Here is a 13632-nt window from a genome sequence, read left to right on the forward strand (position 1 = left end):
GTAGGAAGGCACGTTTGTCAGGAGTGCCGGTCTGCGGCGTGGTGGGTAGTTTTTACTCTCCATGGTCACTCCGGCCCGGTGGTGGGTAGTTTTTACTCTCCATGGTCACCCAAGCGCGATAGTGGGTAGTTTTTCGAGTTTAGTGACAGGTTGGAAAGGCAGGTTTTGTTCAATGAGCATGGAGGACACTTCGCATCTGGAGAAAATGCTGGCGCTGTACAGGCAGGTCACGGATAACATTAACGAGGGCGTGCATGTCGTAGACGAACACGGGCGTACGCTCATATATAATTTGAAAATGACGGAACTCGAGTCGATGAGCCGGGAGCGTGTGTTGTGGAAACCGCTGGAGGAAGTGTTTCAGTTCTCAGGAGGACAGGAAAGCACGCTGCTGCGGGCGCTGAAGACGGGCAAGCCGGTGCACAACGTAAGGCAGACTTATTACAACGATAAAGGGAAAAAAATCACCACCCTCAACCACACCCACCCCATCTACGATGACGGGAAGCTGATCGGCGCGGTGGAAATTGCGAACGACGTAACGAAGCTGGAGCGCCTGGTACGCGGGAATCTGATGGAGCATCAGCAGGAAGGCGGGCTGCGGTACACGTTCAGCAGCATCATCGGCCGCAGCAATGCGATTCGCGAGGTGATCCGACACGGGGAACGTGCGGCGCGGACGCCGTCCTCCGTGCTGGTCGCCGGGGAAACCGGCACCGGCAAAGAGCTGTTCGTGCAGAGCATCCATAATGCGAGCTCCCGGGCGGAGCGGCCGTTCATCTCGCAGAACTGTGCGGCGCTGCCGGACACGCTAATCGAGAGCCTGCTGTTCGGCACGGCGAAGGGCGCGTTCACCGGTGCGGTGGAGCGGCCCGGGTTGTTCGAACAGGCGGAAGGCGGTACGCTCTTCCTCGACGAGATCAACTCGCTCGGGCTGCCGCTGCAGGCGAAGCTGCTGCGCGTCCTGCAGGAGCGCAGCGTCCGCCGCGTCGGCGACACCAAGGACCGCCCGGTCGACGTGCGCGTCATCGCCGCGCTCAACGAAGACCCGATCCATGCGGTCACGGAGAACCGGCTCCGCAAGGATTTGTACTACCGCCTCGGCGTAGTTGTCCTGATCCTCCCTCCCCTGCGGGAGCGGCGGGAGGATGTGATGCCGCTGGTGCGACATTTCATAGAGCGGTATAACGCTCTATTCGGCATGCACGTGAGCGGCGTCACCGCCGAGGCTGAGCAGTTCCTCGCCGGGCATGACTGGCCCGGCAACGTGCGGGAACTGCAGCACGTCATCGAGGGGGCTATGAACCTCATGGACGACGAGACCCTCATCGGCATGGAGCACATGCCGGTGTATCACGCGAGCCGCGTGGTGCGGGCCGCGGCGAATCCTGTTGAAGCAGCCGCGGATGCGACGCACCCAGAACATATGCAGCCAATCAACGAAAATAGCGGGCAGTTGTCCGCAACCGTTTCAACAGAACTCCATACCCAGGATGCAGTAAGCGATAGGCATGAACTAACCGACACCTTTGCACCTTTGAAGGATAAGCTCGAAGAGTTCGAACAAGCTTACGTCCGTCAGGCCGTCGCCCGCCATGGGGGCAATATCTCCCGGGCAGCCAAAGACCTCGGTATCAGCAGACAAAGCCTGCAATATCGCCTTAAAAAGCTGAACTCGTAGCCTCAACCGTCCCCCTTACAGCCACAAAACAACAAAAGGGCAAAGATGTTGTACTTTCTACAACATTTTTGCCCGATTTCATACACTTTTCCCTAAATTGTTGTATTGGCTGCAACATTTTGACCTCCCAAACCGATTTACAAAGCAGAAATGTTGCACATTATACAACATTCGCCTCTTTACACCCTAAAAACTCATCAAAATGTTGCACGAAATACAACTTTCGTTACTCTAGTAGTTACGCTCGTCTGCTGCTTGGTGCTAAGACGAAATCGTTCCCACCCGATCCACCGTAATATGGCCCGTAATAAGTGACACGATTAGGATCACGAAAGTATAGGCCATTTCCAGCAAATTTTGATGCAATTGATCAGTTAACTGTATCCATGAGCCGAATATCAGATCTCTCCCCAACACAAACAGAACAGCAAAGACAACGATCATCACACAGAGCTTCACAAAGTATGTAACTATCCTCAATCTACTTCCCTCCCAATACACTCCCAATCACTTGCTCACACATCTCCCGCTCCTCCGCCAGACCAACCCTTGCGCTCAAGACTTGATTCAAACGCAGAAACTCCGGTGTAATTCCGTTCAGCACACCGATCATCTCCTCCGCCGTGGAGGGCGCGAACCACTGTTCCAGCAGCTCCAGCTGCCAACTTTCCAAAGGTGAACGGCTGCCCTGAAGTTTGGACCAGTCCCAACCGCCGCCTGACATCCGGTCCGCCTCCATATTCCAACCGTTCACGATGAACCAGCACAAGGAATTGATTTGAGTCAGCGCGTAAAACCACTCTTTTCTCCTCACTCTGCGGTATACTTCCCCGATATAAGCCAATACCTTCCCCCGCCAAACTTCAACCTCTTCCAAGGAGGGAGCATATTGGAGCCGCCCCGAAGCCTCATACACCCGCTCAAGCACACCGTCCCAGTCCTTCATGATCTTCATATGCTGCAGCCAAAGCGAAGGTTGGATATCATCAGGTTTATAGTAGAACACATCGACCTTGAGGAAACAGTCAAAATGGGCAATGGTAAACGGCGCTCCCGGAGAGATATCCTCATAAAATAGCACGTTCCCCCAAGCGGACGGACGCTGTTTCTTGGCACGAATATAACGATCCAGCTGTTCAGGTGCAACGACAACACGCAAGTCAATATCCGAGTACAAGTCCGGATTATCTTTAGCCAGCGAGCCTCCCAGAAACACTCCAAGCACATTCGGGTCCTGAAGCAAGTCCTCCATCACCTTTTGCAAAAGCCCTTCCCGCTCCCGCGGCAGTCCCAAGTCCCGTTCCTTCCAATCCGCCAACTCCGCCATACCTTACTCCCCCTGTCCCTATGTGAGATAAACCTCGATCGAAGTCTTTTGAAGAGGAGCGACCACGTTCAAATGTAGGTTTATTTGCCAATAAGAAAGCCTGTTTTCGGTTCCGAAAACTTATATTTTCCTGTGTGGTTAAAAATACTCTATCCCTCTTTCCACATCCTGTAAACAACTTTCTCCTTCCTGCAAAACCATAAATCTCTCCTCACACGTTACATTGGCATAAAAATTGCTTAATACTCCTTTTACAGCAAAATTCATGAAAACGCATCCAACACATGGGTGCGCAATCACACCAGGGGAGTGACACTATGAACGAACAATTACGGCAAAACCATTCCGGCTCCGCACCAGCGAAGCCCTTGCCGGCCAACGGCGAACTGAAGCGCACGATGAAAAGCAGGCATATGTTCATGATCTCGCTGGGAGGCGTCATCGGGACGGGATTTTTCCTCGGTTCCGGGTACACGATCCAGCAGGCTGGCCCGATCGGAGCGATCCTCTCCTACCTAGTCGGCGGATTTATTATGTACCTGACCATGGCTTGTCTAGGCGAATTATCCGTCCACATGCCAGTGTCAGGTTCCTTCCAAACGTATACGAGCCGTTTCATCGGCCGGGGTACCGGGTTTACGGTGGGCTGGATTTACTGGCTGGGCTGGGCGGTTACCGTTGCACTGGAACTGCTGGCTTCAGGACAGCTGATGCAGCGGTGGTTTCCGGATGTCGGCGTCTGGGTGTGGTGCCTTGTGTTCGGGGTGCTGCTCTTCCTGCTCAATGCACTGTCCGCCCGCTCCTTCGGGGAAACCGAATTCTGGTTTTCCGGCATCAAGGTGAGCGCAATACTGCTGTTCATTATTCTAGGTGCAGGCGCCATGTTCGGTTTCATTCCGATGAATTCGGGCGAATCCGCACCGTTATTCTCGGCTTTCACCAATGAACACAGCTGGCTGCCGAACGGCTGGACAGGCTTGATCCTGACCATGATTACGGTAAACTTCTCCTTCCAGGGAACCGAGCTCATCGGGATTGCCGCAGGAGAAAGTGAAGATCCGGAAAAAACGATCCCTAGAACGATCCGCATGGCCGTGTGGCGTACTTTCATCTTTTTCTGTTTGGCCATCTTCGTTCTGGCGGCTTTGATTCCATGGGAGCAGGCAGGCGTGGTGGAAAGTCCCTTCGTTATGGTATTCGATGCCATCGGAATCCCATATGCGGCCGACATCATGAACTTCGTTATCCTGACAGCCCTTCTGTCCGTAGCGAATTCCGGCCTATACGCAGCAACACGGATGCTGTGGTCCCTGTCCCGGGAAAACAGCCTGAATCCAAAAATGGGACAAGTCAACCGCCGAGGCGTACCGATCAACTCGCTGCTGCTGACCATGGGAATCGCTTTTTTATCTCTTCTGTGCAGTGTATTCGCAGCCGATACCGTCTTCGTCTGGCTCATCTCGCTGGCCGGCCTGGGCGCCCAAGTAGGCTGGATCGCTATCACGGCTTCGCAGCTCGCGTTCCGGCGCCATTACAGTAAAAACGGCGGCAAACTTGAAGACTTAGCCTACCGTGCGCCGCTTTATCCGTACCTGCCGCTGCTTGGCCTGATCCTGAACATTTCAGTACTCGTCAGCCTGGCATTCGATTCGGAGCAGCGGATTGCGCTGTACTGCGGGGTACCTTTTGCCATCCTGTGTTACCTTTACTACTACTTGGCGGTGAAACCGAGACAGGACAAGCGTAATACGCCTGAGCACAAGCTGGACAAAAGCAGCAATCCTGAACTTGCATAACGAACCTGCATCTCAGAACAACAGGCGCAGATATGGACTAAAAAGACCCGACTCGCAACAAAAAGGCACACTATATAAACTAAAATGACCCGTCTCACAACAAAACAGGCATACAATTTGGACTTATATGTCCTCATCTCACAACAAGCAGGCAGGCCAGCTTTGATTCGGAAATCCTGCATTTTTTACAACATAATCCTCGTCACAACAGCCTGAAAACTCAAAATACTGCAGCGAGCACAACATTTTCACCCTCGCATGGCCACTTTTAGCGTATAATGTTGTACAAAGTGCAACAATGTGTCCTTCTGCATAGTAATTGCCCCTTAATTGTTGTATGAAATACAACATGGAGAGCGGTCGACGCAGAAAACCCAGGATCCCCCGGATCCTGGGCTTTCTTGTTCATTGATACTCCCTGCGCATGATCTTGATATTCTCCTCATGGCTTTCCACCGTCATCGGCGAGTAGAACCGGAACTCCCTTTCCATTTCCTTCAGGGACGCGTCGTCTTCCCGTAAAACCGCTTCCTTCAGACGCTGTAAGTAGCTGTCCGCCATCGCAATCCGTTTCGCCATTTCTCCCCGGTCTTCCGTCGGTACGCCGTGTCCGGGAACCAGCAGCCGGATTCCATGCTCGTCCAGGATGCGCTCCGCCTTGCGCATGGTTTCCTCATAAGCTTTGGAACTGTCATTCATAAAAGGCAGCTCAAAATCCGACAAATAATCACCGGCTAGCAGCAGCCCCAGGGAACCGACGATTGTGAACAAGCTGTCCCGGGTATGCCCCGGAGCCTTATAGAACGTCAACACCGTAGAACCGATCGTCAGCTGTTCACCATCCTGCTCAATCACATAATCCAAATGCGGAAACTCGACCTCATACTCGCGGGTAATATAGTAAGCTGCATCAAATTCACGGATCAGCCCAACCTTGAAGTCTTTTTTCGGATGATCCCGCATCTCCGCACTCCCGATCGTCAAAGCGTCAGAAAAAGCATTATACCCGATAATATGGTCATAATCTCCGTGCGTGAACAAAACATAAACAGGTTTCGCTCCTTTTACGGCATCCACATGGGCGCGAATTTCCGAGATTTCCTCCGGCAGACTGTTCGGATCCACGACCAGGATCAAATCCTCCAGCTCCACTACCGTTGAGGTCGTTTGAAACATGGCGCTTTGAAACACCGTGGTTTGGTCGTATGAGAACTTTTTCATATGTGCGCTCCTTCTTACTTTCTTCAGACGATTATACATAGGAAAACCCCGCGAAGCGAATCTTCACGGGGTTGTTCATTTATTTCACTTCTTTACCAAGGTACTCAATTCCATAATACTTCCCTTGAGCCATCGGTCCCAAAGCTGCCGTGTCCCAAATGTATACGTGGTTCTCTTTCACAGCCTTGAGGTTTTTCCAGATATCGCTTTGCTGGATTTTCTCTACAGCTCCCGTACGGTTGGAGTAGTCCTCCGCCAAAAAGATCACATCCGGATTCACTTTACTTAATCCTTCAAGGTCGATTTGGCCGTCTTTATCGGTGCCCGGCGCTGCTTTCAGGCCTGCATCCAGATAGATTTTGGTGGAAGAGCCGCTGTATACGTAATTGATTTTTTCGCCGGCCATCATGAACAATGCCGTTTTGCCTGTTAAGCCTGCTGCTTCGACATTCTTCTTCGCTTCCGCCTTGCGCTCCTCATACCGCTTCACGAAGGCGTCTTTGGCTTCATTTTCTCCAATCATATCGGCAATTTGCGTAAACGTGTGGATAAACCCGTCCGGATTCAACTCCTCGCTGGAGCCGTCAACGATGACTGTAGGGGCAATTTTGCTGAGTTTGTCGTAGTCTACCTGATCCCAGTCAAAAGCGATAATCAAATCCGGCTTTGCGGCAAGCACTTTTTCATAGTTCAGCGGGTTGCCCATGTCTTCTATTTTATATTTTTTTAGTTCGTCCTCAAAAACCTTGAACCCTCCCAACACCTCTAACCCGGATACCCCGTAAGGTGCTTTGTTGAGTTCGAACAAAAAGTCAGCCCCAACAAAACTTGTAACGATTTTCTCCGGCTTGGCCGGGATGAGGGTGGTGCCTTTCAGGTGTTTTACTTCTTTGGGATAGCCGGAAGCTTTGGTTTCCGTTTCCTCTGCAGCGTTCGCCGTATTCTCGGCCTCCGCCGTTTCCTTGCTTCCGCTTCCGCAAGCGGTAACAACCAAGCTTAGTAATAGCATCAAAACGATAAACGAATTCTTTTTTAAAGTAGACATGTACTAGACCTCTTCTCTTTAATTTCATAGTGCTTATACAATAAGCAGTTTCTGCAATGTCCCGTTCTCAGGAACCGCCTCCGCCATAGGATGGCCGGGCAGCAAATCGTAAGTTACACATACCGGCTTACCTGTGCGCGGATCGGTATGGATGTGCGCATCAATTTGGAACACTTGTTTCAGCGTGTTTTCTGTCATGACTTCCTCAGGTCTCCCTTCGGAAACCATACGTCCATCGCGCAGTGCCACCATATAATGAGCGAACCGTGCAGCATGGTTCAGATCGTGCAGTACCATAACAATCGTTCGACCTTGCTCCCGGTTCAATTTCTGGAGCAGCAGCAGCACCTCAAGCTGATGGGTCAAGTCCAGATACGTGGTCGGTTCGTCCAGCAAAAGCAGTTCCGTATCCTGTGCCAGCGCCAAGGCAATCCACACCCGCTGTCTCTGGCCCCCGGAGAGCGCCTCGATCGGACGTTCACGAAATTCAGCCATTCCCGTTACATTCAGCGCCCAGTCGACAATGTTCTTGTCCTCCTGCGTCATGCGCCTTATGCCTCTTTGATGGGGATACCGGCCGTAGGCTACCAGTTCTTCCACTGTCAGGCCGCTTGGCGCTTCAGGCGTCTGCGGCAGGATAGCTAATTTCCGGGCCACTTCCGCCGTAGGCATCTTCTGGATGAGTTCCCCGTCCAGTATAACCTGTCCGCCTGCAGGCTGAAGGATACGGGCCATGGTCTTTAGCAAAGTGGACTTCCCGCAGCCGTTCGGTCCCACGATAGCCGTGATCTGCCCCTTGGGAATGGACAGGTCGAGACCTTTTACAATTTCCCGGCTGCCATAAGCTACCTTGAGCTTCTCGGCTGTTAACTGACTCATCTGTATGCCTCCTTATTAGGACTTGGATCTTAGCAATAAGTAAATAAAATACGGGGCTCCAATAATGGAAATGACGAGTCCCACGGGTATTTCAGAAGGCGGCAAAATGTTTTTGCCGATTGTATCCGCCAGCAGCAGGAGCAGCGCCCCCATTAGCGCGGAGGCAGGGATCAGTAAAGCGTGCTTGGGTCCGACCAGTCGCTTCGCCAGATGCGGAGCCGCGAGGCCGATGAAGGCGATACCCCCTCCGGCGGCAACGCCCGCCCCGGCCAGGGCAACGGAAGCCAGCAGCAGCCTTCTGCGCTGACGTTCGACGGGTACCCCCAAACCGGTTGCGAGTCCGTCCCCTAAAGAAAGGACATCCAACATCCTCGCTTTATATACCACATAAGGGATTAACAGCACGATCCATGGGAGGATGGCCCACACATAAGTCCAGTTTGAACCCCAGATGCTGCCGGATAACCAGATGGTTGCCCGCATGAAATCTCCGTCATCCATCTTGAGCTGGACGATGATGAGCGCCGAACTGAAAGCGGCGTGAACGGCAACGCCGACCAGCAGCAGCCTTGTAGAGGTAATGCCGCCTTTCCATGCGAGCCTGTATACAAGGACGGAAGCCGCCATCGCGCCCGCTATCGCCGAGATCGGCATGGACAGCACAGACAACGAACCCAGCTCATTATAGGAATTGCCTTGTACTGCCCATAGAAACAACACAACTCCGAAGCCGGCCCCGGCGTTAATGCCCAGAATCCCTGGATCGGCAATGTCGTTTCCCGAGACAGCCTGCAATACGGCACCGGATAATGCCAGCGCCGCCCCTATCAACATGGCCAGTACGATGCGCGGAAGCCGGAAGTCAAACAGGATCAGCCGGCTTTGCTCCGACCCCATGCCCGCGAGCGATTTAAGGACTTCTAACGGTGTTACACGGATCGTGCCAATGCTTAAAGATAAGAAAATGACGCCGATAATCGCAAGTAATAAAACAAAGAGCACACTGGGCTTTTTGAGCATCACGTTCGCTGTATTCATTGAAAAGCCCTCCCTTCCCGCCTCGCCAAATAGAGGAAGAACGGGATGCCGATCAAGGCTGTAACGACGCTTACCGGCGTTTCATACGGCGGATTGATCATTCTGGCTCCAAGATCGGCCAATACCAGAAGCAATGCACCCAGGATAGCCGAACATGGAAGGATATACTTATAATCCGATCCTACCAGCGCCCTCGTCATATGCGGTACAATCAGACCCAAAAATCCGATGGTTCCCGCAATGGAAACCGCCCCTCCAGTCATCAGCAGAACTGCAGCCATCCCTGCCAGCTTGATCCACAAAGTGCGCGAACCAAGCCCGACCGCCATCTCATCGCCGAAACTGAGAATCGTTACGGAACGAGCGATGAACAGGCAAATGAGAATGCCGCTTATTGCAGCAGGAATGACGAAGGTCAGCTGCTCCCAAGTCGTACCTGCAAGTCCGCCTGCATACCAGAAAGCGATATCTTTGGCTACTTGAAACCGGATGGACAAGACCGTTGCCAAGGAGCTAAGCAGCATGCCTATGGCCGTTCCGGCAAGAGCAAGCTTTACCGGCGTCAGACCGGCTTTCGCAAGCGAGCTAATTAACAGAACGAGGCCGATGCCGAGTCCCGCTCCGCCAAAAGACCATAATAGCAGCGGGAGACCGCTGACTCCCGGTACAAGGGCAAATGCGACAGCTATGGCCAAGGAAGACCCTTGAGTCACGCCTAATATCGAAGGATCCGCCAGCGGATTGCGGGTCATCCCCTGCATCATCGCTCCGGACAGGGCCAGACCCGCCCCGACCAGCACGGCAGCAATCGCCCTTGGCAGCCGCAGCTGATGAATGATTTGCTGATCCGTCTCCGAGGGATTGTAATGGAAGATCGCATCCCATACCAACTGGAGCGGAATCTCTTTCGCACCTGCGGATATGGAGAAGACTATTGCAATCACCAAACCGATCAGGCCAACTGCACCCACCGTAATGGCTTGGGTCCGCCTTGAACCCTGCCGATGGCTATGTAAAACTGAATCTAGTCCTTTCACCGAAACCTCCAACGAAATTGAGAATCATTATCAACTACATGATAACCATTTTCACTTGAGTTGCCAAGTGTTTTTTTTACAAAAAATGACGCCTAACACATCCTTGGTTAACGAAATACTGCTGTGTTATTAGAAAAGTAAGGTTTAGCAGGCTCAACTAAAAAACAGCGGCAGTCACGGACAAGAAATTACAGTCCTGGACTTCCGCTGTTTTATTCAATTATCCTTATCCGTTAGCGCAATAAGCTGCGCAGATCATTGAGGATTTACCGGTGTTGGTACGGCAGGTTCGCTCTCTCCTCCCATGCGGCGGCGCGACGTCTCCATTTTACCGACAGCCGGTACATGTTCCGACACCTTCGAAAGCCCGAACACCGGCATATTCCCGTATACGCACTCATAATCGCCGGCACGGACCTTATAGGTTTCATGATAAATTCCGACCGTTCCATCCGTACCTACACTGCGATTGAATTTCCGCCAGGCGGTAAGATGCTGCCCACCCCGCGCATACGCCTCCAACTGCTCATATGAATCCCAATATTGGAGCAGATGGACACTGCGCCAGCCCAGCATGAACTCCGTGCCACGGAAGCCAAGCTTGCGATTGGTGTAAAGTTCCCGCAGCATCGGTCCCATTGCCTGAAATACCGGTATCCACTTGTGTACGGCCCAGAGCCGATTAACGCGCATGCCGATCAAAAAGACGACGAAATCCCCCTCTATACGTGCTGTGTATCTTCCCGGTATTACTTTCGCCATTGAACATCATCCCTTTATAATTATTTATTAATAAATAAATATAACTCCAAAAAAAATTGGCGAATTGTTTGTTGTTTCTTCTAACAGTAAGGTGAAAGCTCGGGTAACTCCAGTACCTCAGACATTACAGCGACCATCCCAAGGCCAATAAAGCTAGATGCCTGAAAGCCGGGCTGGAGAATCTGAGCTCGCTCGAATTTCCCCTTCACAACCTGATGAATATGCGCAAATCCTTCCTTGACCTTTTGACGAATGACCGGCTCAGCTGTTGTGAACGCCTGCATCCATAAAAGCGTTTGGTCCCTGTGTGTTTCCAAAAGACCATTGAATGCTGTCCCCATCTCGATGATCAGCTGCTCCGCCGGCGCCTCAACTTCCTCGAATATGGCTGCAATTCGCTGGACGGACTGCTGCAACACTTCGGTGAACAGATCTTCCTTCGTTTTGAAAAAATGAAACACATAAGGTTGCGTAACCCCCACTGCTTGTGCAATATGCGCGGTAGTCGTCTTGTAATATCCCTGCTTGGCGAAGACGGTTATGGCCGCTTCGACGATTTGCTGTTTGCGGTCTTCTTTAGCCAATTTTTGATGCCCTCCTGAATTTTATTTATTAATTAATAAATACATTAAATTTAGTTAAATGTCAACAATTTCCTTTGAATAAAATTACATATTGAAGTACATTTTCACATGCGTTGCCAGGTCTTTTTTACAAAAAATCACGTTCTAGTACATGCGCTGATCACGAGGTCTGAAAAAGATTGACATTTTAAAAGCAGGTGGTAATATATTACATCCATTGATGGGAAATTATGCCTGGGAGGTATTTGTATGCAAGAAGAACTGGCAAGTGCAAATAAGGCGGCTTGGGAAACCAAAGCGTATGATGCTTGGGTTCATCATTATGGAACGCCTGATGAACTTGCAAGCCACTTGAAGCTGGAACATAAGCAACATCTTCGATATTGGTTAAAGTACATCGGTGATCCAAAAGGCAAACGAGTGATCAACCTTCTTGGATCGCACGGTAGAAAGGCAATTTCTCTAGCATTGCTTGGCGCTCATGTTACTGTAGTGGACATATCTGAAGAAAATCGGTTGTATGCAATACAGACTGCCGCGGCCGCTGGGGTTGAACTTAACTATATCTGTTCTGACGTTTTGCATATCCCGAATGAAGATACATTAGGTGAATTTGACATTGTGTTGATGGAATTTGGCATTTTGCATTATTTTACGGACCTCAACTCTATCTTTTCTGTGGTTCGTCGCAGACTAGGGAAACAGGGCCGGCTTATCTTGACTGACTTTCATCCTTTCGCACGTGCATGGATGAACACCTATAATCTAAAACAACCAATCGGGAATTATTTTGACGATAACGTTAGGGAAGGAGAAGTGGCTTTTGCTAAACTGCTGCCTGAAGAAGAACGCCCTGAATTGGGGAAAGTGTTAGTGCGAAGTTGGACAGTCGGCGACATTATAACTTCAGTTGGGACAGCAGGTTTATTTATACGGATATTTGAAGAAATACCAAGCCCCGTAGATCAGCGCTTCCCGGAGTTTTATACACTTATCGCTGATAGAACTGATACTGAATTATCCCCATTATTTCCTTAGCTTTGTGACTCACTTGTTTATGCAGATACACCGAAAATTTACAATTTGGAAACAACGCGACATATTAGCGAAACGATGTGCGGGTAAAGTACAAGTAGGAACTCAATACAATTATCGGAGGAAACCATTATGAAATACGAAACTTCTTTTTCTTCTTTCCCTATGAAAAAAGTAACTTTATCCGCTCTAGCAGCGCTGGCGCTCGCTTTGCACGCGGGACCGGCGGCAAACGCGGCCGTACCAGCGTCTTCCGCCCAACCCTCAGCAGTTGGCAGCTCCACGGCATCCAATCAAGTCTACAACCAGTTCGAAAGCTTGCTGAAAAAAGGCCGTCAGGTGGAAGCCATCAAATATCTCAACGCCAATATCGCCAAAGTGTCCAGGCAGCAGGCAACATTAATGGTGCTTCACTTGGAAAATGAACTTGTGAAAGTGCACTCCGGCGCAATCAACGTCCTCAGCGATCCTAAATGGCAAGCCGAGATTGACAGTGTCTATAAACCCGGAGATACGTTCATGTCCGTATTATACAAGGTGAAAGACTGGAACCTGCGCTCGGCGCTGAAGAACCTATCCGAAATGAATTACCGTTTGGAGACATCTGAGGGGTTATATTACCCGGTGATCCGTTACGCCGCGTTCCAGAAGTACGGTAAATACGTGGCCGCCGACATTAAAGCTTACATCGACATCATGACGGTTGAGACGGAGAAAGCCGCAGCCAAGGACGGCGCAATTGCGATCGGCTATCAAGAGCTGGCTAACCGTGCGTTGGCACAGGAGCGTTTCATCGCATCGTATCCAGGATCGAACCGTGCTTCGCAAGTGAAGAGCTTGTTTAAAAACTATAAAGCGATGACGTTCTATGGGTTGAACAACACGCCTCTGTTCCACTACGATACGAAGAAGATGCAACCGAACGCCATCAAGGGCTATGAGCTCATTCTCCAAGCGAACAAAGGCAAAACAAGCGGCTACTTGAAGCTGCTTCAGCAGTTCATGGAAGTCGCGAAGGACAACGGTTACAAGCTTACACCAGAGGTCGATAAATTCCGTAAGGCCAATGTCTAATTTATAAGATAAATAGCAGAGTAATTAAGGGGTCAGGCTTTTGTGTCGTGAAACGACACATAGCCTGACCCCTATTTAATAACAACGATTCATGTTCTTCGGCATTGCCCCTGCCTTTATTTTCGTTGGCCGATCCGCCACAGCCGGATAAGG

The 13632-nt window shown here is 50.9% G+C and carries 13 protein-coding genes; 4 read left to right on the plus strand and 9 right to left on the minus strand.

All coding sequences use genetic code 11. From position 1 onward, the window contains the following. Positions 1-172: 172 nt before the first annotated feature. Positions 173-1681, plus strand: a complete 1509-nt coding sequence (locus ACFSUF_RS03220) for a sigma-54 interaction domain-containing protein (RefSeq protein ID WP_377600036.1) — start codon at positions 173-175, stop codon at positions 1679-1681. Positions 1682-1942: 261 nt separating this feature from the next. On the opposite strand, the gene ACFSUF_RS03225 is transcribed toward ACFSUF_RS03220, so the two are convergent. Then, positions 1943-2161 (minus strand): hypothetical protein, encoded by a 219-nt coding sequence (locus ACFSUF_RS03225; RefSeq protein WP_377600038.1) that lies wholly within the window; start codon positions 2159-2161, stop codon positions 1943-1945. A gap of 1 nt (position 2162) precedes the next feature. Further along, positions 2163-3008, minus strand: a complete 846-nt coding sequence (locus tag ACFSUF_RS03230) for a nucleotidyltransferase domain-containing protein (RefSeq protein WP_377600040.1) — start codon at positions 3006-3008, stop codon at positions 2163-2165. 398 nt (positions 3009-3406) lie between these two features. On the opposite strand from ACFSUF_RS03230, the gene ACFSUF_RS03235 reads away from it, so the two are divergent. Next, positions 3407-4804 (plus strand): amino acid permease, encoded by a 1398-nt coding sequence (locus ACFSUF_RS03235; RefSeq protein ID WP_377600244.1) that lies wholly within the window; start codon positions 3407-3409, stop codon positions 4802-4804. 405 nt (positions 4805-5209) lie between these two features. Here ACFSUF_RS03235 and ACFSUF_RS03240 read toward each other — a convergent pair whose 3' ends face one another. The 7 genes from ACFSUF_RS03240 to ACFSUF_RS03270 all read right to left on the minus strand — a co-directional run bounded on the left by ACFSUF_RS03240 (position 5210) and on the right by ACFSUF_RS03270 (position 11370). Then, positions 5210-6025 (minus strand): MBL fold metallo-hydrolase, encoded by an 816-nt coding sequence (locus ACFSUF_RS03240; protein WP_377600042.1) that lies wholly within the window; start codon positions 6023-6025, stop codon positions 5210-5212. Positions 6026-6104: 79 nt separating this feature from the next. Next, positions 6105-7070, minus strand: a complete 966-nt coding sequence (locus ACFSUF_RS03245; protein ID WP_377600045.1) for an ABC transporter substrate-binding protein — start codon at positions 7068-7070, stop codon at positions 6105-6107. A gap of 33 nt (positions 7071-7103) precedes the next feature. Beyond that, positions 7104-7949: an ABC transporter ATP-binding protein gene (locus tag ACFSUF_RS03250; RefSeq protein ID WP_377600048.1), complete on the minus strand. Its 846-nt coding sequence runs from the start codon at positions 7947-7949 to the stop codon at positions 7104-7106. A 15-nt stretch (positions 7950-7964) separates the two neighbouring features. Further along, entirely contained in the window at positions 7965-8969 is a 1005-nt protein-coding gene (locus tag ACFSUF_RS03255; protein ID WP_377600246.1) for a FecCD family ABC transporter permease, read from the minus strand. Between the two features lie 14 nt (positions 8970-8983). Further along, positions 8984-10024: a FecCD family ABC transporter permease gene (locus ACFSUF_RS03260; protein WP_377600050.1), complete on the minus strand. Its 1041-nt coding sequence runs from the start codon at positions 10022-10024 to the stop codon at positions 8984-8986. A gap of 255 nt (positions 10025-10279) precedes the next feature. Then, positions 10280-10786 (minus strand): DUF4188 domain-containing protein, encoded by a 507-nt coding sequence (locus tag ACFSUF_RS03265; protein ID WP_377600052.1) that lies wholly within the window; start codon positions 10784-10786, stop codon positions 10280-10282. An 80-nt stretch (positions 10787-10866) separates the two neighbouring features. Further along, positions 10867-11370 (minus strand): TetR/AcrR family transcriptional regulator, encoded by a 504-nt coding sequence (locus tag ACFSUF_RS03270; RefSeq protein WP_377600054.1) that lies wholly within the window; start codon positions 11368-11370, stop codon positions 10867-10869. A gap of 249 nt (positions 11371-11619) precedes the next feature. On the opposite strand from ACFSUF_RS03270, the gene ACFSUF_RS03275 reads away from it, so the two are divergent. Both ACFSUF_RS03275 and ACFSUF_RS03280 read left to right on the plus strand, forming a co-directional pair. Beyond that, positions 11620-12408 carry a class I SAM-dependent methyltransferase gene (locus ACFSUF_RS03275; RefSeq protein WP_377600056.1) on the plus strand — a complete coding sequence of 263 codons (789 nt, stop codon included), beginning with the start codon at positions 11620-11622 and terminating at the stop codon, positions 12406-12408. A 129-nt stretch (positions 12409-12537) separates the two neighbouring features. Beyond that, entirely contained in the window at positions 12538-13479 is a 942-nt protein-coding gene (locus tag ACFSUF_RS03280) for a hypothetical protein (protein WP_377600058.1), read from the plus strand. Positions 13480-13632: the final 153 nt, after the last annotated feature.

The sequence above is a fragment of the Paenibacillus gansuensis genome (assembly GCF_042684925.1).
GTDB classification, from domain to species: domain Bacteria; phylum Bacillota; class Bacilli; order Paenibacillales; family DY6; genus Paenibacillus_N; species Paenibacillus_N gansuensis.

What these genes read in the sequence shown, in the direction of transcription:
- ACFSUF_RS03220 (WP_377600036.1), top strand. Translation starts at nt 173, where the DNA reads ATGAGCATGGAGGACACTTCGCATCTGGAGAAAATGCTGGCGCTGTAC.
- ACFSUF_RS03230 (WP_377600040.1), bottom strand. Translation starts at nt 3,008, where the DNA reads ATGGCGGAGTTGGCGGATTGGAAGGAACGGGACTTGGGACTGCCGCGG.
- ACFSUF_RS03235 (WP_377600244.1), top strand. Translation starts at nt 3,407, where the DNA reads ATGAAAAGCAGGCATATGTTCATGATCTCGCTGGGAGGCGTCATCGGG.
- ACFSUF_RS03240 (WP_377600042.1), bottom strand. Translation starts at nt 6,025, where the DNA reads ATGAAAAAGTTCTCATACGACCAAACCACGGTGTTTCAAAGCGCCATG.
- ACFSUF_RS03245 (WP_377600045.1), bottom strand. Translation starts at nt 7,070, where the DNA reads ATGTCTACTTTAAAAAAGAATTCGTTTATCGTTTTGATGCTATTACTA.
- ACFSUF_RS03250 (WP_377600048.1), bottom strand. Translation starts at nt 7,949, where the DNA reads ATGAGTCAGTTAACAGCCGAGAAGCTCAAGGTAGCTTATGGCAGCCGG.
- ACFSUF_RS03255 (WP_377600246.1), bottom strand. Translation starts at nt 8,969, where the DNA reads ATGCTCAAAAAGCCCAGTGTGCTCTTTGTTTTATTACTTGCGATTATC.
- ACFSUF_RS03265 (WP_377600052.1), bottom strand. Translation starts at nt 10,786, where the DNA reads ATGGCGAAAGTAATACCGGGAAGATACACAGCACGTATAGAGGGGGAT.
- ACFSUF_RS03275 (WP_377600056.1), top strand. Translation starts at nt 11,620, where the DNA reads ATGCAAGAAGAACTGGCAAGTGCAAATAAGGCGGCTTGGGAAACCAAA.
- ACFSUF_RS03280 (WP_377600058.1), top strand. Translation starts at nt 12,538, where the DNA reads ATGAAATACGAAACTTCTTTTTCTTCTTTCCCTATGAAAAAAGTAACT.